At 44.5% G+C, this 24,798-nt stretch carries 23 protein-coding genes, 1 riboswitch and 1 other annotated feature; of the genes, 4 read left to right on the forward strand and 19 right to left on the reverse strand.

The features are described from left to right. Window positions 1-495 precede the first annotated feature (495 nt). The gene (locus G588_RS0116280) at window positions 496-1,404 is read right to left on the reverse strand and encodes a NifB/NifX family molybdenum-iron cluster-binding protein (RefSeq protein ID WP_022779770.1); all 909 of its coding nucleotides are present in this window, start codon (window positions 1,402-1,404) and stop codon (window positions 496-498) included. Window positions 1,405-1,536: 132 nt separating this feature from the next. On the opposite strand from G588_RS0116280, the gene G588_RS0116285 reads away from it, so the two are divergent. Then, the gene (locus G588_RS0116285) at window positions 1,537-3,072 is read left to right on the forward strand and encodes a Na+/H+ antiporter NhaC family protein (protein ID WP_022779771.1); all 1,536 of its coding nucleotides are present in this window, start codon (window positions 1,537-1,539) and stop codon (window positions 3,070-3,072) included. A gap of 108 nt (window positions 3,073-3,180) precedes the next feature. Here G588_RS0116285 and G588_RS0116290 read toward each other — a convergent pair whose 3' ends face one another. Further along, window positions 3,181-3,756, reverse strand: a complete 576-nt coding sequence (locus G588_RS0116290; protein ID WP_022779772.1) for an ECF transporter S component — start codon at window positions 3,754-3,756, stop codon at window positions 3,181-3,183. 267 nt (window positions 3,757-4,023) lie between these two features. Between G588_RS0116290 and G588_RS0116295 the strand changes: the two genes are divergently transcribed. Both G588_RS0116295 and G588_RS0116300 read left to right on the forward strand, forming a co-directional pair. Beyond that, entirely contained in the window at window positions 4,024-5,301 is a 1,278-nt protein-coding gene (locus tag G588_RS0116295) for an SLC13 family permease (protein WP_022779773.1), read from the forward strand. Window positions 5,302-5,421: 120 nt separating this feature from the next. Then, window positions 5,422-7,944, forward strand: coding sequence for an EAL domain-containing protein (locus tag G588_RS0116300; RefSeq protein WP_081644392.1), 2,523 nt, complete (start codon window positions 5,422-5,424; stop codon window positions 7,942-7,944). An 83-nt stretch (window positions 7,945-8,027) separates the two neighbouring features. On the opposite strand, the gene G588_RS0116305 is transcribed toward G588_RS0116300, so the two are convergent. The 13 genes from G588_RS0116305 to ribD form a co-directional block, all read right to left on the reverse strand. Next, a complete protein-coding gene (locus tag G588_RS0116305; RefSeq protein ID WP_022779775.1) occupies window positions 8,028-9,014 on the reverse strand; it encodes a DUF3048 domain-containing protein in 987 nt (328 codons plus the stop codon). Window positions 9,015-9,081: 67 nt separating this feature from the next. Beyond that, the gene (locus tag G588_RS0116310) at window positions 9,082-9,627 is read right to left on the reverse strand and encodes a GNAT family N-acetyltransferase (protein ID WP_022779776.1); all 546 of its coding nucleotides are present in this window, start codon (window positions 9,625-9,627) and stop codon (window positions 9,082-9,084) included. Between the two features lie 64 nt (window positions 9,628-9,691). Next, on the reverse strand, window positions 9,692-10,972 hold the full coding sequence (gene larA, locus G588_RS0116315; RefSeq protein WP_022779777.1) for a nickel-dependent lactate racemase: 1,281 nt from the start codon (window positions 10,970-10,972) through the stop codon (window positions 9,692-9,694). Window positions 10,973-10,982: 10 nt separating this feature from the next. Further along, window positions 10,983-11,747, reverse strand: a complete 765-nt coding sequence (locus G588_RS0116320) for an energy-coupling factor transporter transmembrane component T family protein (RefSeq protein WP_022779778.1) — start codon at window positions 11,745-11,747, stop codon at window positions 10,983-10,985. Continuing rightward, complete coding sequence (locus G588_RS0116325) at window positions 11,744-12,562, reverse strand: energy-coupling factor ABC transporter ATP-binding protein (RefSeq protein WP_026668854.1); 819 nt, start codon at window positions 12,560-12,562, stop codon at window positions 11,744-11,746. The genes G588_RS0116320 and G588_RS0116325 overlap by 4 nt, the downstream gene beginning before the upstream one ends. Beyond that, window positions 12,559-13,398: an energy-coupling factor ABC transporter ATP-binding protein gene (locus G588_RS0116330; RefSeq protein ID WP_026668855.1), complete on the reverse strand. Its 840-nt coding sequence runs from the start codon at window positions 13,396-13,398 to the stop codon at window positions 12,559-12,561. The genes G588_RS0116325 and G588_RS0116330 overlap by 4 nt, the downstream gene beginning before the upstream one ends. Next, window positions 13,398-13,952, reverse strand: coding sequence for a tryptophan transporter (locus G588_RS0116335; RefSeq protein WP_022779779.1), 555 nt, complete (start codon window positions 13,950-13,952; stop codon window positions 13,398-13,400). The genes G588_RS0116330 and G588_RS0116335 overlap by 1 nt, the downstream gene beginning before the upstream one ends. Before the next feature lie 91 nt (window positions 13,953-14,043). After that, window positions 14,044-14,299: a binding site (T-box leader), on the reverse strand. 37 nt (window positions 14,300-14,336) lie between these two features. After that, window positions 14,337-14,900, reverse strand: a complete 564-nt coding sequence (locus G588_RS0116340) for a biotin transporter BioY (RefSeq protein ID WP_022779780.1) — start codon at window positions 14,898-14,900, stop codon at window positions 14,337-14,339. 79 nt (window positions 14,901-14,979) lie between these two features. Next, window positions 14,980-15,759: a biotin--[acetyl-CoA-carboxylase] ligase gene (locus G588_RS20750; RefSeq protein WP_022779781.1), complete on the reverse strand. Its 780-nt coding sequence runs from the start codon at window positions 15,757-15,759 to the stop codon at window positions 14,980-14,982. A 105-nt stretch (window positions 15,760-15,864) separates the two neighbouring features. Continuing rightward, window positions 15,865-16,329: a 6,7-dimethyl-8-ribityllumazine synthase gene (gene ribH / locus G588_RS0116350; RefSeq protein ID WP_022779782.1), complete on the reverse strand. Its 465-nt coding sequence runs from the start codon at window positions 16,327-16,329 to the stop codon at window positions 15,865-15,867. Between the two features lie 13 nt (window positions 16,330-16,342). Continuing rightward, entirely contained in the window at window positions 16,343-17,539 is a 1,197-nt protein-coding gene (locus G588_RS0116355) for a bifunctional 3,4-dihydroxy-2-butanone-4-phosphate synthase/GTP cyclohydrolase II (protein ID WP_022779783.1), read from the reverse strand. After that, on the reverse strand, window positions 17,532-18,158 hold the full coding sequence (locus G588_RS0116360) for a riboflavin synthase (protein ID WP_022779784.1): 627 nt from the start codon (window positions 18,156-18,158) through the stop codon (window positions 17,532-17,534). Before G588_RS0116360 ends, G588_RS0116355 begins: the two co-directional genes overlap by 8 nt. After that, entirely contained in the window at window positions 18,143-19,246 is a 1,104-nt protein-coding gene (gene ribD, locus G588_RS0116365) for a bifunctional diaminohydroxyphosphoribosylaminopyrimidine deaminase/5-amino-6-(5-phosphoribosylamino)uracil reductase RibD (RefSeq protein WP_022779785.1), read from the reverse strand. Before ribD ends, G588_RS0116360 begins: the two co-directional genes overlap by 16 nt. A 119-nt stretch (window positions 19,247-19,365) precedes the next feature. Further along, a riboswitch (FMN riboswitch) is annotated at window positions 19,366-19,482 on the reverse strand. Window positions 19,483-19,689: 207 nt separating this feature from the next. Between ribD and G588_RS0116370 the strand changes: the two genes are divergently transcribed. Beyond that, window positions 19,690-20,922 carry an ATP-binding protein gene (locus G588_RS0116370; protein ID WP_022779786.1) on the forward strand — a complete coding sequence of 411 codons (1,233 nt, stop codon included), beginning with the start codon at window positions 19,690-19,692 and terminating at the stop codon, window positions 20,920-20,922. Window positions 20,923-21,017: 95 nt separating this feature from the next. Here G588_RS0116370 and G588_RS0116375 read toward each other — a convergent pair whose 3' ends face one another. The 4 genes from G588_RS0116375 to G588_RS0116390 form a co-directional block, all read right to left on the reverse strand. After that, window positions 21,018-21,578 carry a rhomboid family intramembrane serine protease gene (locus G588_RS0116375; protein ID WP_081644393.1) on the reverse strand — a complete coding sequence of 187 codons (561 nt, stop codon included), beginning with the start codon at window positions 21,576-21,578 and terminating at the stop codon, window positions 21,018-21,020. Beyond that, window positions 21,575-21,829, reverse strand: coding sequence for a hypothetical protein (locus G588_RS0116380; RefSeq protein ID WP_242830385.1), 255 nt, complete (start codon window positions 21,827-21,829; stop codon window positions 21,575-21,577). The genes G588_RS0116375 and G588_RS0116380 overlap by 4 nt, the downstream gene beginning before the upstream one ends. A gap of 30 nt (window positions 21,830-21,859) precedes the next feature. Then, a complete protein-coding gene (locus G588_RS0116385) occupies window positions 21,860-22,825 on the reverse strand; it encodes an SGNH/GDSL hydrolase family protein (protein ID WP_022779789.1) in 966 nt (321 codons plus the stop codon). Window positions 22,826-22,946: 121 nt separating this feature from the next. Continuing rightward, window positions 22,947-24,305: an ATP-binding protein gene (locus G588_RS0116390; RefSeq protein WP_022779790.1), complete on the reverse strand. Its 1,359-nt coding sequence runs from the start codon at window positions 24,303-24,305 to the stop codon at window positions 22,947-22,949. Between the last annotated feature and the right edge of the window lie 493 nt (window positions 24,306-24,798).

Raw genomic sequence — 24,798 nt, forward strand, 5'->3', positions numbered from 1 at the left:
ATACCAAAAAGGGAGGTCAATGCTCTTTTTATTTTGAACTCCCGATAAATCAAGGTTTTAGAACTAAAAAACGGGTAGTTAATTTGACACTACCTATGCCTATCAGGAGGAATTTATATGAATCAACAGAAAAAAAGCATATGACAGAAAAGAAAAAGACAACTTAATATGCTTGATGGCGTAAAAATGTTATCTCTATCAGTAGAGAACCTCAATATAAGGCATATAAGATGTTTCCAAAATGATGCTTTCGTATGCATAGGCATCAATTGGCGCTGATTGGCCAGGAAAATAGCATGAATCTGCAAGAAACTACCATTCCTGTAAGTATGTGAGCATTTATGTCATATGGTTTAAGCGGATTTGAACCTACCGGGTGCAAAACTTTTATTCCCCTACAAAAAGGCTGCCGTACCAAAGTACGACAGCCTCTTTAAGCTTCTCAATATTCCTAAGATGACAAAAGAACCGTCCCAATGTCATCTCGTCATCTTATTAATCAGCTATCTCAACCAGCTCAATCTTGAAGTTAAGCTCTTTGCCTGCCATCTCATGGTTGGCATCGAAAGTAATCTCTGTCTCGGTCTTATCAGTAACCTTAACAGGAATAGGTCTTCCGTACATATCCTGAAGGTATACTCTCTGACCAACCTCAACGCTCTCAGCACCGGGAAGCTCAGCAATCTGAATTGTTATAACCTGCTTGGGGTCGTGCTCACCATAGGCCTGATCTGCTGTGAGATGAACATCGACAATCTGTCCTACTTCCATCTCAGCAACTGCTCTGTCGAAGCCCTCGATCATGAAACCATAGCCGCAAACGAACTCAAGGGGCTCTCCTCTGTCATAGGAAGAATCGAACTGCTCGCCGTCGTTGAAGGTTCCCTTGTAATGTACTCTGCAGGTCTTGCCTACGTTCTTGCCCTCGAAAAGAGGCTCTGAATGACATCCGCCGCAGCCACCACAGCCGCCTGATGAACATCCACCGCAGCCTTCCTCTTCATCCGCATCGCTACCTCCGCAATGTCCACAACCACCTTCTTCCTCGTGGTCGCCACAGGAATGTCCTTCGCCGTGGTGGTCGCAGTTAACACCGCTATCTACCAGCTCACCTCTAAGGTACTTCTCTACAGCCTCGTCAGCATTTCCTTCTGTGCCTGCGAAGGTCTCGATTCCGTACTCCTCAAGAGCATCCTTGGCTCCATCGCCCATTCCACCGCAGATAAGAACCTTGATGTCATGATTAGCCAAAAGACCTGCAAGTGCACCGTGGCCGCTTCCGTTGGAATCAACAATCTCGGAAGATACTACCTTGCCCTCCTGAATTTCATATACTTTAAACTTCTCTGTATGTCCAAAGTGCTGAAAAACTTCACCGTTATCATAAGTTACTGCTACTTTCATGGTTATTTCCTCCAATCACAAATATTTTTCCATTATATCCGAAAGTTCCTACTATTACAACGCGAAAAATGTGATATAGTAATTTATATACTTTTACGATTTAGTGTGAAAAAGAGCAGTAAGGAGGTAACTATGTTTGCTAACTCGTTTTGGGCGCTGCTGCCTGCGATTATCGCAATCACGCTGGCGCTGATCACCAAGGAAGTTTACTCGTCACTGTTTATCGGAATTGTTGTGGGGGGACTTCTCTATTCATCCTTCAGTATCGAAGGAACAATCCAGCACGTTTTTGTTGACGGCATGATTGCTCAGTTATCCGATGGTTGGAATGTGGGAATTCTGATCTTTCTGGTAATATTGGGAGCCATGGTCATGCTAATGAACCGAGCGGGAGGCTCCGCCGCCTTCGGAAGGTGGGCCGTAACCCACGTCAAGACCAAGGCAGGTGCACAGGTAGCCACCATTGTTCTTGGTATGCTGATCTTCATCGATGACTATTTTAACTGTCTTACAGTAGGTTCAGTTATGAGACCTCTCACGGATAAGCACAAGATTTCCAGAGAGAAGCTCGCTTATCTCATCGATGCAACCGCAGCTCCTGTCTGCATTATCGCCCCAATCTCTTCCTGGGCCGCAGCAGTTACAGGCTTTGTTGACGGTGCCAACGGCCTTACTCTTTTTGTAAGAGCCATTCCTTATAATTTCTATGCGATCCTCACTATTGTAATGATGTTCTCTCTGACCTTCTCCAAGTTCGACTATGGTCCAATGAGACAGGCAGAGCATAATCAGAAGATCCGCGACGCCATACAGCCCAAGGACAGCTATGCTTCCAGTATCACCGGCGCCGAGGACCAGCCTGCACCACCCATTTCTCAGAAGGGTAAGGTAATTCACCTGGTGCTTCCCATCGTTTCGCTGATCATCTGCTGCGTTATCGGAATGATCTACACCGGCGGATTCTTCTCAGGCGAGACCTTCATCGATGCTTTCTCAGGCTCAGATGCTTCCGTTGGTCTTGTATACGGCTCGGTTGTAGCACTTATTATTACTATTATCTTCTATCTGGCAACCAAAGTACTTAACTTCAACGAATGTATGAACGCCATCCCTGAGGGCTTCAAGAGCATGGTTCCCGCCATTTTGGTCCTCACCTTTGCATGGACCCTTAAGGCAATGACCGATTCTCTCGGAGCAAAAGAATATGTGGCTGGCATTGTTGAGAATATGGCCTCCAGTGAGATGGTTATGAGTCTTCTTCCCGCCATCATCTTCGTTATCGCAGTGTTCCTTGCCTTTGCAACAGGAACCAGCTGGGGAACCTTCGGAATCCTGATTCCTATCGTTGTAAGCGTATTCGATGCCAACCTTTCAAACGAGCTTATGATCATCTCAATTTCAGCCTGCATGGCAGGCGCTGTTTGCGGCGATCACTGCTCTCCTATCTCGGATACCACTATCATGGCCAGTGCCGGAGCTCAATGTGATCACATCAAACACGTATCCACACAGCTTCCTTATGCCATGACTACTGCCATTGTTTCCTTCGTGGCTTACTTCATCTCAGGCTTTGTCAGAAGCTGGTATATCTGCATGCCGATAGGTATCGCACTGATGGTATTAACCGTCATGCTGATGAGACTTGTTCCGGCATTCAACAAGGATTAAATAATATATATAACATATATAAAACAGGGTGAACCATAAAGGCTCACCCTGTTTTCTTAATCCAGATAATCTTATCTAATTATTCTCCCCGTTTATCGCCAGACTTTCTCACTGCCTATTTAAGACCTTCTTCAGCGCAGTCATAATAATGAACACATACACCATTCCTATACATGCAGTGATGAACTGATACACAGAAAATGTGGTCTGGAATACACTCAACTTACCTCTTAATTTACTCTCTTCAGGAATAAAGGCAGGAAGGAGCCAGAGCGAAATGGTAAGTCCCATGAATACTCCCTTCGCCAGAGCTGAAATAACAGCTGTAATGATATTTTTCAAGGTAATCACAGGCTTTCCCTCTGCCATCATATCCTTTTTCATCAGGAAGTTTACAGCAATTGCAAGAACTATATTCCCCAACATGATAAAAGGAATAATCAAAGGCACAGCCGTCATGACCGGTGATGCCGCAATCAGATATGCAGTTATCGGGGTGATCACACTAAGGATTATCCCGCAGGGAAGATTAACCGTCAGAACTGCCAATACTATGCAGGTATTGATTATCGGTCCGGTGATAAAGATGCTCAGATTCTTAAAGAACTGGCTGATGATGCATATCGCCAGTAGGATTGCTGTTGTAGCAATCTGTTTTGCCCCAAATTTGTTTACTTTTTCCATATTTTTCTCCCATTCTCTCTAATTTCTAAACATTATATAAAATGATAGCACATTTGACACAATTCTGTTGCGGAAACACTTTAAATTTGTTATTTTATTAAAGGAAATTTTTATCATTTTGGTAAAAGGGAGTAGTTAACATACTTATGTATGCAACGCTGTTCGTCAGTACGGGAGGCATCTCCCCGGACACGTTATAGATAACGAGACTTTTACTGCATTCAATGGCAGTATCAGTCTCTTTTTTTCTGCCGGAAAGGAAAAAACATGTTAAAAACACTAGCAATCATCTTATTCGTCGGAATGTACGTGGGGCTTATCCTATTCCCCAAGCGCAGAGCGGTTATTGCTCTCTGCGTTGCAGCAATCTACGTAATATCCGGTATTCTTCCTTTTGGAAAGGTTCTGGGAGTCGTGGACTGGAACGTTCTTCTTATGATATTCGGAACGCTCCTTCTGGTAGACTATTTCATTGAATCCAAGATGCCCAATCTTATCGCTGAGAAGCTCCTGGATCTGGCCCCCAATGTAATGTGGGTAACGATCTTCATGTCGCTGTTCTCAGGTATCATCTCAGCCTTTATTGACAACGTGGCAACTCTTCTCATGGTAGCCCCCGTTGGTCTCGCGATCTGCAAGAAGCTGAAGATCAATCCTGTTCCCATGATCATCTCAATCGCCGTATCATCTAACCTTCAGGGCGCAGCAACTCTGGTAGGTGACACTACCTCAATTATGCTGGCAGCCAAGGCCTATGCGGATATGGACTTTATGGATTTCTTTTGGATGGACGGAAGACTTGGTATCTTCTTTGCCGTTGAGCTGGGCGCTCTTCTTACCGTGCCTATCATGATGATCCTTTTCAGAAAAGATAAGGAACCCGTTGAGTCCACAGAGAAGACCGTCGTTACAGACTATGTTCCCACCATTATGATGGTTGCCCATGTTATTCTTCTTATGGCAGCATCCTTCATTCCTGATAAGCCAGAGATCACCAACGGTGTTATCTGCTTTGGTTGCAGCCTTATCGGTATGGTTTGGGAATACTTCAAGGATCATGATGTAGATCGTATCAAGAGAGTTGTCAAGAACCTTGACTATGACACAGTGCTCCTTCTTACCGCTCTGTTCATGGTAATCGGCGGAATCACCAATGTAGGTCTTGTTGATGACCTTGCTAACCTCATTGTATCTGCAGGCGGCAACAACCTTTTTGCTCTGTTTACTATTGTAGTATGGGGATCAGTACTGATTTCCGCATTTATTGACAATATTCCTTATGTAGCAACAATGCTTCCCGTACTTAAGGGAGTTACCGCTGCCCTGGGAGTTAACCCTTGTCTACTCTACTTTGGACTCCTCTGCGGCGCAACTCTTGGCGGAAACATCACTCCCGTAGGTGCCAGCTGCAATATCGCAGGTGTAGGAATGCTGAGAAAAGAGGGTTATGAAGTAAGCTTCAAGGACTTCGCCCGCATCGGTATCCCCTTCACTCTTGCAGCAGTTATAGGCGCTTATGTGTTCCTTTGGGTACTCTGGAGATAAAAATTCAACTTTACAAACATTCTGATATTCTTATACACTATTTATATGCCGATAATATATATTTAATATTTCGTTGTTATAATAAGGCTAGGTTACTATAGGCTTAGTTTATATGTAAGAATGCAGGATGCATCGATGAAGGACCTCACCAATAAGGACGCACTTAGCGAATATGTAAAAACTCATATTGATGAAGCCATATCCAACGGATGGATCAAAGTCTACTATCAGCCGGTTGTCCGCTCTATAACGGGACAACTATGCAGTGCCGAATCTCTGGCAAGGTGGATTGATCCTGAAGTTGGATTTTTAGCGCCCGACAAATTCATCGGTGCCCTTGAAGAATCCGGCGAAATATTCAAGCTGGACTGCTATGTGGTCAAACAGGCCTGCCGTGACATTCGCGATAAACTCTCCAAGGGACTTCCTGCTGTGCCTGTATCGGTTAATTTCTCCCGACTTGACTTTATTATGTGCGATATGCTGGATGTGGTTGAAAAGGCTATCGCCAAATACGATATTCCCAGGGACTATCTCCATTTTGAAGTAACTGAGAGCATGATCGCCAAGGATGAAGACCTCATGAAGGATGTCATAGACAGATTCAGGACAAGAGGCTATGAGATCTGGATGGACGACTTCGGAAGTGGCTACTCTTCCCTTAATCTGATAAAGGATTACTCCTTTGATCTTCTTAAGATGGACATGGCATTTCTGTCCAATTTAGCAGAAAAATCCAAGATAATTCTGCGCTCTACGGTTGTAATGGCCAAAAATCTTGGCATCAAGACCCTCTGTGAAGGTGTAGAGACCAAAGAGCAGGTGAAATTCCTTAAATCTATAGGCTGCGGTAAGCTTCAGGGCTACTACTACGGTAAGCCCCAGCCCCTGGATGATCTGATGCTGAGCCTTAGCGAAAAAGGTATCACCATGGAAGAACGTCAGTGGAGAGCTTATTATGAAGCTGCCACCATCAATGTAATTGACACAGATGCTCCGCTACAGATCATCGAATATGATGGAAATACCTTCCATACACTTTTTATTAACGACGCCTTCAAACATCAGATCTCGGTTATTACCGAAGACAATTATGAGCTTGATAAAACAATATTCAGCGAGAACTCTCCCCTTATGAGCAAATTCAGGCAGTTCGCCAACAAAGCCATAAGAAGTAAAAGTAATGAGAGCTTCTATTTTACCGATAAAGGTAATTATTACTTGTTAAAGGGAATGTATCTCGCCGAGAATCAGGACAGATATCTTTTTAAGACGCAGATTACAAACATTTCTATGGATCAGAACACCACTGAGCGTGATAGACTGGATTTCCGTTTAAGAGAGCTTAACAACCTCTATGAGGTTGTACTTCTCATGAATATCAGCGCAAATACCGTATATCCCCTCCTTGGCGGATATATCTACATGACTGAGGAAATGAATGAGTTCATGACGATGAAGGCCGTTTACACATCCTTCTCTTCTACATTTGTTTATCCTGATGATCAGTCTGATTTCCTTGAGTTCATGAACTTTGAAACAATGCGCGAAAGACTGAACAAAGCCGACAAAACCTATGCTCAGAAGGCCTTCCGCATCAAACAGGCTGATGGCTGCTACCAATGGCGCATAATTTCCATTATGCCCATTCCCGGAACTGCCTATAATGAGTTCTTATACGGAATAAGCATTATACCTGATGAAATAGCTCATTTATTAGATAACGCCAGTTATTCAAATTTCAACTGTAGTGGCACCGAAACTGATGCATTGATTGAGGAATACGCAAGATTATGGGCTACTCTTTTAAATAATTCATCCCATAAGCTGTTCTGGAAAGACAGTAACCGCCGTTTCAGAGGTGTCAGCAAATCCTTCCTGGAATTCTATGAACTGGAATCCCTGGATGAAGTTATCGGCAAGACAGATGAAGAAATGCACTGGCACGTTGATGACGGGCCTTATCAAGGTGATGAGCTGGATGTAATCGGCAAGGGAAAATTTGTTGTAAATGCCCCGGGACAGTGCATCGTAAATGGCGTTGTCCACAATATCATCTGCAACAAAATGCCCATTTATGATAAGGGCAAGATTATTGGCCTTGTGGGAAGCTTTGCCGATGTAGATCAGGAAATCTACCGTGTCAACAAGCTCCTTGCTCCTTCCAAGCTTGATAATATGACCAGACTCATGAATAGTAAATTCTTCCTGGCCACCATGGTCGACTACGCTATGCAGTACAACGATGCCGGCAAAACCTATGGTTTTATCATGCTTCATAATGCCAATCAGAAGCGAATCGAAGATACCTACGGCAGTAAATTCGGTGTAAAAGTCATTCGTGAAATAGGTGAAAAGATAATCCAGGTCATCGGACAAAAAGCGGTTGCGGCCCGTACCAAGGAGGCCTATTTCGGAGTCATTATTTATATAGATTCCAAAAAGAAACTGGAACAGCTCACCAGAGATCTGGTAAGCAACGTGGAGTCAATAAACCGCGTCGACGGCAAGAGCGTAACAATAAAATGTCCTGCTGCCTGTCTCCTTCGAACCGATGAAAATGTCAAGGATGAGACCATATATCAGATGACGATAGACCTTCTAGATAAGCAAGAGGGTATCGCCCCGGAAGAGAATGAATAGAATTATCACGATAAACAGAAAGTGGCTGCTCAGATCAAACTGACGACAGCCACTTATTTTGCCATAAATTATAAACTATAGAATTAGTTGATGCCCACAAGGTTCCAGGTATCCGAAGGAACGATTCCGATGTAGGTCTTGCCTCTGTTCACGCTGATCTCATTGCCCTCTGCGCTGTAATAATGTGTGATTCCGGTTTCACTGCCCTTCGACCAGGTAATTGGAATGGCCTTGCCGTTGGTGATGTAATAACCACTTCCGGAACCGATAACATTGTAAGTAAGATAACCGTTGGGATCAAGCTGTGTAAAGGATACATTCTGAAGGATAACATTCTTGAAGGTAAGTACCTGACCATCCTCAGCATCCTTGTGTATAGAACCGTATTCATAATAATCATAGGTTCTTGTGCCGGCATTGAACTGGAGCCTGCTCTTATTGTGCGGAAATACGCTTCCAAGCTCAACGTTGTTGGCAACGGTATTGCCGCCAAGATCAGTATCGGCGCCGTTAAATACGAAGTGAGTTCCTCTCTCCGGTGCCTGTACATAATTGGTTGAGATCTTGCTCTTGGCAAAACGGCTTGTCAGCTCTGTTCCAAATACGTACTCGGTAAACTCTCTTGGCTTGCCGTTCTTGACTCTGGTGAAGCCTCCGCTGATATGAGCAGCATAGGGCTGAGCCAGATAGGTATTGATATAGAATGGGCCGCCGTCATGAATAAGTACAGCGTTGTACTCATCCGCAAGTATCACATTAGTTGTTCTCACACTGCGGATACTTCCTGTCTGCTGAAGCACTCCCCAATCCTTGTATAAGCACATAAGCCTGGTAATACGTCCGTTGGCTGTGCTGTTCATCATCTCGTACACGATGTCTGCCTCAGCGGTACCATAATGTGCAAGAGCTGTCTTCTCATTGTCCACCATGATGGCAACAGGCCTCTGGTTAATGATCTCGTCCCTGACCTCAAGTCCTGTAAGTTCATTGGTGCCCGCATATGCGGTGGTTGATACGGTCAGAACGCTGATAACTCCCACTGCTGCAGCTAATAATCTTTTAAATCTCATATTTTCCCCCTTTTTATACAGTTTTCATACCCTCATACATCATATCATACAAAATATTCGTTTGTATCTACTCTATGATCTCTTTCTTCTCTCTTTTATCCATCAGAACACCGATGATGGTGCCTATCAGAACACCTGACACGGTGCCGACCCACAGATTGGATATAGTGATTCCCATGATGAATCCGGCGATCATGCCGATTATGACGTACAGACCGGTCCAGGAGGTCTTCTGCTTCTTCATGGAGTAGTAGACATCTCCGTCCTGGGACTTTCTCCATACATAGCCTGCTTTCTCAAGGCTGCGGATACGATGCTCGTTATCATGCCTGCAGACTGTGCTGATCTCCCTGATATTCTTAAATCTGAATGCAAATCTGGACATTGCATAAAAGATCTCAACGCCAAAAGTCGCTCTGTCATATTCCTTATCAAGGTCCGCGCTAAAATACACCTCGTCGTGGAAGCTCGCCTCTTCAAAGCGAAGTGTTCCAACCTGCTTACGATCCTCTGTCTTAAGGCAGATGCTCCACTCTTCTCTCCAGAGATTATCGTGGTCCTTTGGCTCTATATAAAAATGTTTAGTCTCAAGCGGAAAACTTAACTCACCCATGTATATATCCCCCAATTATGTTAATGTCGTAGTCGTCCCACTATTTTAACATATCCGCAGGATTTCAGTCTATCCCTTTAACCATGGGCACTACGCTGCCTCCGTAGGGGATGACATATACTCTTTTGCCAGTAAAATCCACTCCCTTGATAAACTCAACAGGATCTGTATATGCGGTCATTCCCATGGGCTGTGTGGTGTCGTTGTCTATTGTTGTAAGTGTACGGCAGTTGCCCTTCTTGAGGTTCTCAACTGTAAGGTAAAAGATGAACCCGCCAATCGTAAAGTCTGCTCGAAGAGCCTCATCAAGTCTTCCTTCCTTGAGGGGCAAAAGCCAGGCGGTATAGTCGGGGGCACCGCACCCCTCGGGGCACTTGGCCAGCCAAAGCATTGTGCCGCCCTCTTTCAGGGCTCTCATACCGTTAAGCATACCTTTGCAGCCCTGATAGAGATTCATGTCTTTGGGGAATCCGCCACTGGAAACCAGGACGATATCTGCCTCGTAGTCTATCCATTTCTCATAGCATTTCTTCTGGAAAACGCAGCTGGCCTGCCATGCCTCGTACAGTGAACCGCCGAAGAGACCGCTGAATCGCCCGTTCGTGGAAACAACGATATTAATACTGTAGGCAACCTCCACCATAGCTCCTGCCTCGTTCATATCCTCATTGATGGGATTGTCCTTAAGAAGAGCACATCCAACTCTTGGGTCAGAGTGAGCTATATTGGGATCCAGGGCTCTGGAGTGGTTCTGCCTGATGGTCTCTCTGGAAGATACTCCCGGCAGAATATTCTTCCTTCCGCCGCCAAAGCCTGCCATCATGTGATGAACAGTTCCGCCCACCACAATAACCTTCCTGCCTATGACAAGCGGATTCACACGGACATCTGTACCTCTGGAGGTTCTTCCCACAAGAGTGCACTCCCCGTCGCAGTCATGATCCACCACAGTGACATTCTGATATAAATAGGAGCCGGCGATTATTTCCATTTCCTTGTCACTAGATTTCCTATGGGTTCCCAGCGCTATGAGAACGCAGATATTTTCAAAAGGAACCTGCATATTCTCGTGAAGATAGTGTCCAAGCAACGTTAAAATATCGCCCTGATGCATCCAGCTCCTGGTGATATCCGATACTATGATAGTAATCTTATCCTCCGGACCAATCTTCTCCTTAAGAGGCGCTGAAGCGATGGCTCCTTCCTCCACGCAGATGCGGAAAGCCTCTGCGGTATCCTCTATTTCCGGCATGGGATCGGGATTAAGAACTTCCACAGATTCTGCGCCCTTGATCTCAATATCCACTACCTCAGTTCCATACTTCATGCTAGCTGTATAATCCATAATCACACTCTCATCTCAAAAAAATAACCGACAAAACAATAAGTCCTGCCAAAACAACAAATGTAAGCAGATCTCCTGCCTTAAAAGGATATTCCTTATATCCGCTCTTGTACCCTCTGAGCTCAAAGCCTCGCATCTCCGCTGACATGGCGGAAATATCCACCTTCTTAAGGCTGGAAACCAGGAGCGGTACGCACAAAGGAGCGATCAGCTGGAGCTTTCTGAAGATATTTTTGGTGTCAAAGTCCACACCCCTTGCCTTCTGCGCATCCTGAATGTCGTGAAACTCAGTGGCAAAAATAGGCACGAAACGAAAGGCCGTAGTTACGATAAATGCGTATCTGTAGGGCAGGTGAACCCTTTTAACCAATGCATTGCACAGATCGTTCATCTGAGTGATGGCAAAAAGAAGCATCAGCGGCAGCATAGCTGCAATTACCCTAAGCGACAACAAAAGAGCACTCTTAAGGCCGCCTGTGGTAAAGAGAACAAATCCGCCGATAACAAGCAGTGGCTCTCCTGTTCTTACGAAAAACAGCTGAATCACGAACATGAGAAGTCCCAGGATCATCAGGTTCCTTGTAAGATACAATGCTCTTTTGGCAATTCCTGCTGTGGCGGATATCAGTATCATCAGCACAATAAAGCCAATCTCCGCGTATACATTGTTGCATATAATAGCGGCAATGCCATACATAAAGGCTGCAGCAAGCTTGGTCACAGGGTTAAGCCTGTGAAGGAAGCTATTACCGTGAACATAATTAAGAAGATTCACTTAGGGCCTCCTTTCCCGCTTCTTGCAAGCAGCGCATCCAGCATCTCTTCTACGGTAAATACGTCCCTAAATTCATCACTGAAGCGAAGCGTCAGCTCAGGAATCTGTGCAGGAAGGACTCTGGCCTTCTTGAGGACGTCCATATTCTTCATGATCTCATTGGTGGGACCCTGTCCGACAATGGTTCCATGGTTCAGGACCAGTACATGCCTTGCGTAGGACTGAACCAGCTCCATGTCATGGCTGACCATAAGAACTGTAATACCCTTCTTGCGATTAAGCTCAGTCACATAGTCCATGATTCGGATACATTCCAGATAGTCCAGACCTGTGGTTGGCTCATCCAATATCAGCAGCTCCGGTTCACAGGCCAGGACACTGGCAAGGGCTATTCTCTGACGCTCACCGCGGCTCCTGGAAAAGGGAAACCACCCCGGATCCAGCTCGAAGGTCTTAATAACCTGCGCTGCCCGCTCCTCTATCTTATCCTTGGGTAGGCCCTGTACCTTCATGGAAAAAGCCACCTCATCCCTTACGGTGTTCTCACAGATCTGGCGATCCGGATTCTGGAAAAGGAATCCGCAGTCCCTGGCAAGAACGCTGGAAGGGGTCTTAAGGGTATCCTTGCCGTTAAGATATACATGTCCCCCTGTGGGATGTAAAAGGCCATTAATAAGACGGCTGATAGTACTCTTACCTGCGCCGTTTGCTCCGATGAGAGCTACAAAATCTCCCTTGGGCACATGAAAACTTAAATTGTCGATTATAGGTCTGTCCTCGGAGTATCTGAAGTCCACATTTTCAAAGCGTATCATCCCAGAATCCTCCTGACCATCTTCTCGGCATCATCCACCGTAAGAGTTATCTCGCCGTCATACAGCTTCTTCTCAATAAGTCTTGAGGACAGCTCAGTAACTCTCGGCACATTTATGCCAAGTTCTTTGAATTTCGATATGGAGGTAACCATATCCTTCGGTGTTCCGTAAAAAGCCACGTGGCCCTTCTCAAGGACCATCATATGTTTAACATACTCGCACAGGAGCATGATCTTTTGCTCAACAATAACAACCGTTATGCCCTTCTCCCTGTTGAGCCTTGTGAGAATCCTGAATATCTCACGGCTGCTCTCGGGGTCCAGCTCTCCGGTTGGTTCATCCAGAACTATAACTTCCGGCTCCAGGGCCAGCATGGATGCTATGGCAACCTTCTGTTTCTGTCCGCCGGACAGACTTGATATCTCTCTGTCCCTCAGATCCTCTATTCCAAGTTCCTTAAGGGCCTTCTGAAGGCGATCTTCTATCTCCTCATGAGGTACACCAAAGTTCTCAAGGCCAAACAGTATCTCATCTTCAACAACGGATGCCACCATCTGTGAGTCAATGTCCTGAAAAACCTCTCCCACCTTCTTCGCAAACTCCTCTGCGTGGTGTTCTACAGTGTCCTTGCCGTCAATTATGACGCTGCCGTAGAAATCTCCCTTGATCTTCTGCGGGATTATCCCGTTTAAAGCAAAGGTAAAAGTAGTTTTACCGGCACCAGAAGTGCCGGTAATTCCTACAAAATCTCCGTCTGCAATTTCAATACTTACGCCGTCCAAAGCGGCGGTTTTGCTGTTTTGATATTTAAATCCCAAATCCTTAACTGAAATCATTATTCTTCTTTGTTCCCCATAACTTTATTAACAGGAATGCTGAGTACAGTAACGATTACCATGTTCAAAAGTGCAGTAACAACGGTAACAATTGCCATGCTGACAAACTGTGCGCTTGGCATAGGCTTAGCATAGGTCAGGGCTGCAAGACCGATAAATGCAAAGCCGGAAAAAAGTGTTGCGATAAAGGTGCAGACAATAGGCTTGATGTACTTGGGCAGCACAAGTCTGATAAGAAGGCACATTGCGATGGCGCCTACTGTCTCAGATACAAGTCCAAGCCAAGGCATTGATGTACCGATCTGTGAGATCGCTCCTGAAATAAGGCCGATGGCTGCTGCCTCCTTGAGGTTGGGCTTAATAATGAAGATTGCAAGACAATAGGTTGCAATAAGGAAGTTGGGGTGCATGTTACCCAGGGCAATAACGCCTGCAAACATCCTAAGTACGATACCAACTGCCATCATAACACCTACCAGAATAAGATTTCTGGTGTTTGCCAGTCCCTTCTTTTCCTCAACCAGCACTTCTCTTTTTACGCTCTGAACATCCATTTTGAATCCTCCTTGCCATCTCGTGGCGAAAAATATGAATTGTTACAGGGAGCGTTTTTACATAAAAAAACCTGTCCCTGTATGCGCTACATACAAGGACAGGACTATTATCCTGCGGTGCCACCTTGTTTATCGGAATAACCGATCCCTCAGTAGAAAGCTACCACTTTCCCTACTCTGTAACGGGAGTTCCCGTCGAATACTACTTAGTGCATGCCCGATACGTGCAAGCCATTTCGCTTCGCCCTCAAAAGACCATTCCTTCATCCATCCGCTGCGTCCTCTCACCACCGGACACTCTCTGTAGGCTTCATAGAAGAAGTACTCTTCTTTCTCACTGGTTTAACACATTGTAGCACTAAAGCATGTCCTAGTCAACTACGATTATCTGACCACCGGTTCAACTCTACGGGCAATTACTACAGCAAGTGCAAGCTTTAGCAAATCGGGTATGATGAAGGGGAACACGCACCAGCCAAGAACTGTGATCAGTCCCACCTCTCCGCTGCTCTGCATATAGACATGCATGAACCAGGCTGTTCCGAAGGCATAGCAAACTGCAAGTCCAAGAACAAGCGATGCTACTTTAATAACAATTTTTTTCTTGAATAATTTCGTGAACAGGATATAAATGAAGCCAATAAACAAAAATCCCAAAATGTATCCGCCTGTATTTCCAAGCAGTATTCCGATACCTCCGCTAAAGCCTGCAAAAACCGGTACTCCAACAGCTCCAAGCAGCACATATACTAATATTGCAAGGGTTCCTCTTTCACCTCCGAGAAGTAACAATACAAAAAATACTGCAAATGTCTGAAGTGTAAACGGAACTGCCGTCGGGATACTTATCCAGGAACATATGGCTATAAGCGCTGCTCCAATCGCAACATATACCAGATCCAATACTTTCATTTTTTCTCTTGTCTTTACTACATTCTCACTACTCATGATGTCTGATCCTCCAACAATTATTAAATCCAGATATGAAGGTAGCATAACCAAAAAAGATTGTCAACCATATCTGCTTTTATGGTTGACAATCCAATATTCTCTCAATTATTCTCGCGATCAGCGCATTTTTGGTAATTGTGGCTTGGCCGGGAGCAAACAGGCTGGATGCCCTTTCTTTTACATCTTTGGGAAAAGCGCTTATGTCCGAATCAAAGTTTATTCCTATGCCTGCGACTATCCACTGCAAAGTATTACTATCGAATTCGCTTCCTGCCTCCAGCAAAATGCCACATATCTTCTTACCCTCAACATATAGGTCATTGATTCCGTCAATATAGGACTCTATGCCGGTAAGCTCCTGTATGGCACTTATCACGGCGCCTCCCACAAAGGAAGTAACGGCTCTGCTGTCTGTGCTGGAGAGCATTTCCGGTTTTAAAATAATGCTCATATACAGGCCGCCTTCAGGAGAGTAGAAACTATGGTCCTGCCTGCCTCGCCCACCGGTCTGTGTCACAGCAACAATGACTGTTCCATGTTTCCCGCCCTTCATAGCCAGTTCTTTTGCCTTGTCATTTGTGGATTCAAGGCTGTCATAAACAAGAATCTCTGCTCCGTTAAGTTCCTTGGGCAAACCTGCCAATATTCCTTCGGCAGATATAATATCGGTGCTGCCCTTAAGCTTATAACCTTTGTTGCTTATCGCCTCTATTTCATAGCCTTTTTCCCGAAGATCTCTTATGGCTTTCCATACAGCATTTCTTGAAACACTGCATTGGCCCGCCATTTCTTCTCCGGAAATGTAAATATCTTTATTCGATTCAAGTATAAACAGCACTTTTTCAGATGTGCTCATATTCTTCTCTCTTCCGCCCTTTCAGGTAGTTATCTTACTTTTTAAAGTTTTTTAATATCATTCACCCTTACGACCTGCATTGTCAATATACTTTTAGCGCCAATTTTAGCCGATCTCTCTCATTAGATTAACCATCTCGATGGCTCCCTGGGCGCACTCAAATCCCTTGTTTCCTGCCTTGGTGCCCGCTCTCTCGATAGCCTGCTCAATGGTATCGGTGGTAAGTACGCCGAACATTACGGGAATCTTGGCATTTAATCCAACCTGAGCAATTCCCTTGGACACCTCGGCGCAGACATAGTCATAATGAGATGTTGCGCCTCTGATGACAGCTCCCAGACAGATGATAGCATCATATCTACCCGTATCAGCCATCTTGCCTGCGATAAGCGGAATCTCGAAGGCTCCGGGAACCCATGCCACATCAATATCCTCTTCATTTACATTCTCACGCTTAAGGCCATCGATTGCGCCTCCCAGAAGCTTGGAAGTAATAAACTCGTTGAACCTTGCAACTACAATACCCACCTTAATGTCCTTGGAAACCAGCTTTCCTTCATATACTCTCATTTTCATATCCTCCTTATACTCCAAGAATGTGTCCCATTCTGGCTTTTTTGGTTTTCAGGTAAAAAACATCGAATCTGTTGGCGTCTATTTCTATGGGAACCCTCTTATTGATCCTCATTCCGTAGTCTTCCAGCTGATAGACCTTGTCCGGGTTGTTGGTAAGAAGCTCCAATGAGCGAACCCCAAGGTCACGTAAGATCTGGGCGCCAACGTAGTATTCCCTCATATCTCCCGGGAATCCCAGAGCCAGGTTGGCATCCAGCGTATCCATTCCTCCGTCCTGGAGCTTGTAGGCCCTAAGCTTATTCACAAGGCCGATTCCTCTGCCCTCCTGTCTCATGTACAGTAGGATTCCACGGCCGTTTTCTGATATCATTTGCATTGCCTTATCGAATTGCTGACCGCAGTCGCATCTCATGGAGCCGAATACGTCCCCTGTAAGGCACTCGGAATGCACACGGCACAGCACATCTTCGCCATCTCCCAGATCGCCGCTTACCAGCGCCACGTGGTGCTCTCCGTTTATCTTGTTAATATAGCAATGAGCCATGAAAAATCCATATTTTGTGGGCATATTAACCACTGAAACGCACTCCACCAGCTTGTCGTAGATCTTGCGATACTCAACGATATCGGCGATAGTGATCATGGTAAGTTCTTCCTCTGCGGCGAACTTTTCCAGCTCTGCACGTCTCATCATGGTTCCGTCCTCTGACATGATCTCACAGCACAGACCACACTCTTTTAAGCCCGCAAGACGCATGAGGTCAACCGTTGCCTCTGTATGTCCGGGTCTTACGATAACTCCTCCATCTCTTGCCACAAGAGGAAACATGTGGCCCGGCCTTCTGAAATCAGCTGCGTTTACGCCTTCTGAAACCATCATTCTGGCTGTAAGTCCGCGTTCTGCAGCAGATATTCCGGTTGTTGTCTCTTTATAGTCAACAGACACGGTAAAAGCGGTCTCGTGATTATCAGTATTTACGTCAACCATGGGAAAAAGTCCCATAACACCTGCTATCTTACTGCTGACAGGCATACAGATAAGGCCCTTAGCTTTGCTGGCCATGAAATTCACATTTTCCGTTGTGGCAAATTCTGCGGCGCAGATAAGGTCACCTTCATTCTCCCTGTCCTCGTCATCCATGACAAGGATGAGTTTTCCTTCCCGCAGGTCCTTAAGCGCTTTTTCCATAAGTTCTTTATCCATACATTACCTCCCAAAAATCTCTCTTTTCTCCAGATTGCGATAGAAATGCTCTTACATACTTGCCGATCATGTCGGTTTCAAGGTTCACGACACTGCCCGGCCGCTTGTCCTTAAGTATAGTCTGCTCCAGGGTGTGGGGGATTATAGACACGCTAAAAGAGCTTGTCGTCACCTTCGCCACTGTGAGGCTGATGCCGTCGATGGTTATGGAGCCCTTCTCCACAATTCCCTCTAGTAAAGCGTGCTCCGCGGTGATCTCATACCAGACTGCGTTGCCATCTCTCCTAGTGGCTTTGATCCTGCCGGTTCCGTCTATGTGACCCGAGACCATATGCCCTCCAAATCGGCCGCCGGCTGCCATGGCCCGCTCCAGGTTCACACTGCTGTCGCTTCTAAGCTCACCAAGGCTTGACCTTGAATAAGTCTCATTCATGACATCTACGGTAAAGCTCACTGCATCGAAACTAACGACCGTAAGGCATACACCGTTTACCGCTATACTGTCTCCGATATGGACATCCTCAAGCACCTTTTTAGCCTCAATGGTGAGCCGGCTGTTTGCACTGTTTCGGCTTATGGCTTTGACCCTGCCGATTTCCTCAATTATTCCTGTAAACACTGATAGCTCACCTCGTTTTCTATAAAAATATCCTTTCCTACCATGGATACGTTTCTTGGAATCAGCTGTATTGCCTTGCCCGGAATGTCTACGCCAAGGCCCTCCACAGGGCTCTTTGCCCGGCCTCCGAAGACCTTTGGAGCCATGAAGATCTGAAGCTCGTCAACAATCTGCGTCTTCAGAGCGCTGTAATTTAATGTAGCGCCGCCTTCCAGAAGTATGCTGTCTATGCCTCTTGCTCCCAGCATTACCATAAGTACCTTGAGGTCTACGCAGCCGTCTTTTTCCGGGACTTTGAGAATCTCGCAGCCGTAGCCCTCAAGGGCACGCATTTTGTCAGGATTGCCCTTACAGGTTGCGATTATGGTCTTGTTATTGGCAGCATCCAGCACTACCTGAGAATCCAGTGGAATCGAAAGGTTGCTGTCACAGATTATTCTGATGGGATTCTTATTGATGTCGCTGTCCCTGCTGGTCAGAAGGGGATCGTCCGCTATGACGGTGCCGACACCCACCATGATTCCAGAGAGCCTGCTTCGAAGCTCGTGGACTTTTTTCCTGGAAGCCTCACAGCTGATCCACCTGGAAGCTCCGGTGCGGGTGGCTATCTTGCCGTCAGAGGTCATGGCGTATTTCATGACAACATAGGGAAGCCCGGTGATTATATATTTGTTGAAGACCTTGTTGAGGCTCTTAACTTCCTCTTCCATAACCCCTACGGTTACGTCTATTCCATGGTCCTTGAGAATCTTGACACCCTTACCTGCCACGATGGGATTCACGTCCAGTGTTCCCACAACAACTCTTGCTATGCCGCTTTCGATAATGGCCTCAGTACAGGGCGGTGTCTTACCGTAGTGGCAGCAGGGTTCCAGCGTCACATAAATTGTCGCCCCCTTGGGATCCTCGCTGCAGCTTTTCAGAGCATTGCGCTCTGCGTGGAGCTGCCCGTAGCGTTCATGATACCCCTCACCGATGATGCGGCCGTCCTTGACTATAACCGCTCCCACCATTGGATTGGGATTAACGTAGCCCGCTCCCTTCTTAGCCAGTTCAATGGCTCTTTTCATATAAAACTTGTCGTTCATACCCTTCCTCCGAATAAAAAACGTGCCTTGAATACACCTATCCAAGACACGTCAAAGCCTCTTATAATAAAAAATCCCTGAGAATATAAATATTCTCAGGGACACTTATCCAATAAGCCACAACTCTTCTCTCATCCAGACTATACTGTCGGCTTCGGAATCACACCGAATCATGCCACTAAAGGCTCGCGGGCTGTACCGCCGGTAGGGAATTACACCCTGCCCTGAAGATAGTTTATTCAATTGCTTACAATTGTAGTGGACGCTTAGCTTTATGTCAACAATTTTTGCCTATGAAATACTTCAAATAATCGTACCTTTACATTCGATTAGGAGTCTATAAACAAACTTTTAAAGTTCGATAAACATTGCGTTACTATTGATATGGTAACCATTTTCGGCTAAAATATGATTGAATCATATTTTAGCCGAAAGGATTTATCATGAGATATATCGAAAGAGATCTTAAATCCAAGATAATAGAACTTAACAAAGAGTACTCAGCCATCCTGATCACAGGTGCAAGGCAGGTTGGGAAGAGCACATTGTTCGAAACCATCATGAAAGAACAGAGCGAAGAAAGAGAAGTCGTCACATTAGATGACCTGGAGGCTCGTGCCCTTGCCAAAAAAGATCCTGCAATGTTTTTGCAGATCCATGAACCACCTGTCATGATTGATGAAGTGCAGTATGCTCCTGAGCTCTTTTCATATATTAAGATTGCAATAGACAAAGGTGCTGCCCCGGGATCATTCTGGCTTACAGGCTCACAGGCCTTCAAGCTCATGGACCTGGCCCAGGAGTCATTGGCCGGAAGAGTTGCAATACTCAGACTCCCTCCACTTTCGCAGCACGAGGCATATGGAAAGGATGACTCCAAACCATTTGCTGTTGATCTTAATGAACTTAAGAAACGTAAAAAAACACATGCGCCTGCTTCAATGGATGAAATATATGAACGCATTTGGATGGGCGGAATGCCTGGGCTTATCAGTGGAAAGTTTACTGACAGAGACGTTTACTACAGCAGTTACATCCAAACATACATCGAAAGAGATGTGAGCGACCTGATCCAGGGAGTAGATAAGCTCTTATTCCGGGACTTCATAAGGTCAGCCGCATCCAGGATAGGCGAGGTACTTAATGTACACGCCATTGCCGGAGATGTCGGAATAAACGATGATACCGCTAAACGCTGGCTCCAGGTTCTTGAGAAGTCTGAAGTCATCACACTGCTAAGGCCTTATAGCAATAATCTGCTCCATAGAACAATAAAGACACCAAAGCTCTATTTCTTTGATACCGGCCTAGTGGCTTACCTGACCAAATACTCATCACCGGAGATTCTTGCAAACGGCGCCCTTGCCGGACACATCCTTGAGAACTACGTTGTCATGGAAATCATCAAATCCTATAAAAACGCAGCTAAGGATTGCCTCTTCTGGTACTACAGGGATAAAGACAATAAGGAAGTGGATATGATCCTTGAAAGTGATGGAATGCTCCATCCAATAGAAGTAAAAAGATCAGTCAATCCAGGCACTGAGCTGGTAGGCGCTTTTTCAATATTAGACAGGGCAACAACACCAAGAGGGTGTGGCGCAATAATCTGCATGCGACCTGAGCTTTCGGCTGTAGACAGTAGTAACCTGATTGTTCCTGTGTGGTATATATAAATTAAAAGAGCGGCTAAAATCTGATTGAATCAGATTTTAGCCGCTCTTTTTGAGTTCCTTTTTACAGATTCATGAAATTCTTTGATTCTTTCTATTCACCCAAACCTAAAAACACTAACAAGCACTATTCCACACAGCACTCCCACCAGCAGCCCCGTAAAATGCCCAATCGAATCAATCTTCTTCGATGCCGTCATAGCCACTAACAGCACTATCGTCGGAACCAGCGATTTTAACCCGCTAAATCCGAATACGGTAAATGCTATGACCATATATATGCCCAGTAACCCGCATATCACTCCGGATGCTCCGATAGAATAGGTAAATGGGGCTTCTTTTTTATGAATTCTTGCAGATAACAGTCCACCTGCGATCATTATCAAACCATAGCACAAGGCATACAGCCCTGAATACAGGATATGTTCCATTGCGCAGCCTATGTTGTAGAGAGAATACATATTACAGGCAAGGTGCATTACTTCACGTTGCGTGAAAGCACTTGTAACAACTCTATATACCTGCTTATTCTGGATTGTTGTCATATATGATGAACCAAGCTGTTCTATATCAAGCTTCTTTAGATTCACAAGTGCAAATATCAAAATGTTAATTACTATGATTCCTGTCGTAACAGGATAATTAAGTAGTTCCATCATGTCCCCTTCTCAACATAATCCAATATCCCCATCATCGACGCATAGGCCAGATCATACTCTTTTCTCCCAAGCGCTTTGTACTTCTCCGCGGTCTTCTCCATGAGGGCAATGGCAGTCTCCCAGTCCTCGTCAGACATCTCAGCCTTTGGCTTATCCAGCGTCTTGGCGAAGGACCATAGGTCATTGCATATATTGTAAAAAAGCTTCTGTTGCTCCATATTCTGCTCCTGAATTCCCATCCTACTGCTCATATTTTATATTATGTTTACTCGCCTTTTCTTTTACCATCCTTTTCTTCTGATAAACTCGGCAAGATTCCTGCCGTAAACCTCTGCGCCAAGAAGGTTTGGATGAAGGTTGTCAAGATAATACTCGCTCAGATGAGGAACAAGAGTAAATCCGTCCAAAACAGTTACATTTTTATAGCTACCGGCAGTTTTCTTTATCATATCGCAGTAGCTTACAAAGTTATCATAGTCTGCAGGATTATCCCCTCTCCATATGGGAGAGATACACAGAATGGGAATCTCGCTTCCGTAGATTTCAGTCAAAGTATCGTAATACTCTGTAATATCCGATGTTTTGGCAGGGTCATGATTATTGTTGGTACCCATTGCTACGATGATCTTGTCCGGAACATATCCGGGCATAGACATTAAGGATTTCTTGTCATAAATGTATCCGCCAATTCCCTGATTGATAACATCGTAGCCCAGTATCCTGTTTGCTACACTTACATAAGTCTGAGCGGAGCGCAGTGGCCCGAAGCCCTGAGTAATAGAATCACCAAGCCAAAGCACGCGCGTATTTTTCTCAGGTCTTTTTGCCTCTGAGTTGATTTCAAAATTTCTGATAAGGGCAGTAGCATCCGCCGGAAGATAGATCACAACGCTCTTTTCACCCTCAGGCATATCCCATTCTATATGTCCCTCAACATCAATATCTTTGACATATACGATGCTGTTCACAAGTCCGTCAATGGAAAGTTCAAAGGAATCATGGGATCCGACCCAGATGAGCTTGTAATCAAAAGAAACCTTCGTCGCGTCCGTTATCATCTCGATGGTCTTGGCAGTAGACGCCATGCAGCGATCGTACCAGAAATCAAATGCTCCCTCAAAATAATTCATCTGCTCATCGCTGTACTGAAATGCCTGCAGATAACCGTCATTGGTATCAGCAAAACTATATGCTCCGAAATAAAAATTTTTTAACTGTTCATTATTAAATTGTATAGTATTCCCCATTTATTATTGCCTTCCTTTTTTAGTATTCAACATCAAATATAGCACATAAAGAAAAGCCCTGTCTAAGCAAGGCTTTTCCTGAATAGTTCAAATCATCACTCCTGCACTGTTTATCTGCATGTTATATTAGGTGCATCATATATGGAGGTATCTTTATGACTCCATCCGCTTCTGAATAGCCCTTAGGGTGCACTATTATCTGCTTATCAATTCTTTTCTTAAAGAGTTCTTTGAATGTTCCAAGTGATGATGTCGTGTAATTTTTTGATGATTTTACTTCTATAGGGCTGATTTTAAACTTTGTCTTGCTCTCATTCGAGATAATGAAATCTATTTCAATATCATTCCTATGCTTTTCCTTGCTGTATCTTGTGTAAAAGAAAAGCTTACGACCTGATGCTGTAATCATCTGCGCTATCATATTCTCATAGAGCATTCCCTGATTAAGTGACAGTTTTCCATCCATTATCTGCTTATAAAGCTGTTCATCCATGATTTCATTCTCACTGAATGCATGGCTGACCAATAATCCTGTATCTCCCATATAACATTTTACATAGGATTCATTTCTATTTAATGCCAGGCCAACGTTCGGATCATTACATTTATAACAAAGATTACATATCATGGAATCGCCAAGCCAGAACAAGGGCTCATCATAGCGATCAAAGGTTCCATTATTACTATCCACTTCACTTAAAACAACCCTTTTTTCATGCGTTGACAAAAAGCCCGGGATATTATCAAAAATAGCTGAGACCTTTGATTTATATTTCTTTGCTGCCTTTTTGATATCATCTTCATAGAGTGCAAGAATATCCCTCTTTTCTACATCGGCAGCATGGAAATCCCTTCCATTTTTCTTATATGCTACAATTGCCTGAGGCATTCCACCAACCAGCATATACTCCATAAATAAGCGCATAGCCTTATTATGCATCTGCCTATCAAGCGGCTGCCTTTTCTCAAAACATTCCCTTATATGATCCAGAAGTATTTCTTCGCCAATGTATACCATGAATTCCTCGAAATTTACCGGATACATTTGCATTTTCCGCTCTTCTGATGGAATTGTTATGTTCTCTACGTTCTCTTTAATTGATATCAGCGAGCCTGTTTCAATGTAGTCATATCTTCCATCAGCGACAAGATATTTAATTGCTTCCCTGGCCTTTGGAAATTTCTGTATTTCATCAAATACTATCAGAGATTCTCTGGGGTACAGCCTTGTGTTATATTCAAGCGTCAGTGTCTGAAAGAAAACGTCCAGATCATCAAGGGATTCAAAGGCATCTTTTATCTTTTTCTTAGCCTTATTAAAATCAATGAGAATATAGGATTTATACTCATTCTGAGCGAATTCTTCAGCAACTGTTGATTTTCCGATTCGTCTGGCACCTTCGATCAGTAATGCCTTCGTCCCATTTGTCTCTTTCTTCCACTCAGCTATCTTAAAATAGATATTTCTTTTAATTTCCATAGCTTACCTCTTATCGATAATACGCAAGGTAATATTTTGTGATACTTACCACAGTGCGCAAACTAATATTAACACATTATTACTCCAGTGCGCAATGTATTTACAAAATAACTAGCTGACAATAAAATCAACTATTAAGAATTACTTAATAATTCAGAGAGAAAGAAACAGGGATGTTTCACGAGATGTTATTCACAACAACCTTCAGTTATAATTATGCAGGTTATGCACAGCTTATGAAGTGCTTAACGACCAATTTAAACTATTAGGACTTACTTTCTACTGCCTTTTTGATAAAAAGAAAATCACTGCACACAGCCTAGGCAGGCCATCGCGCAGCGATTTTGTTCAATATGAATTGGTCGATGCGTTACTTTCCAGTAAAACGCACGATAAAAAAAGAGGAAAATCTGGATGCAGCATACGAACCACTCATGAAACTTGCTTCTAATATGCATTTCACAGTCTAAGCCGAATAGATTATGGCTGCTTC

The sequence above is a fragment of the Butyrivibrio sp. AE3009 genome (assembly GCF_000420845.1).
In the GTDB taxonomy this organism is placed as follows: Bacteria; Bacillota; Clostridia; order Lachnospirales; family Lachnospiraceae; genus Butyrivibrio.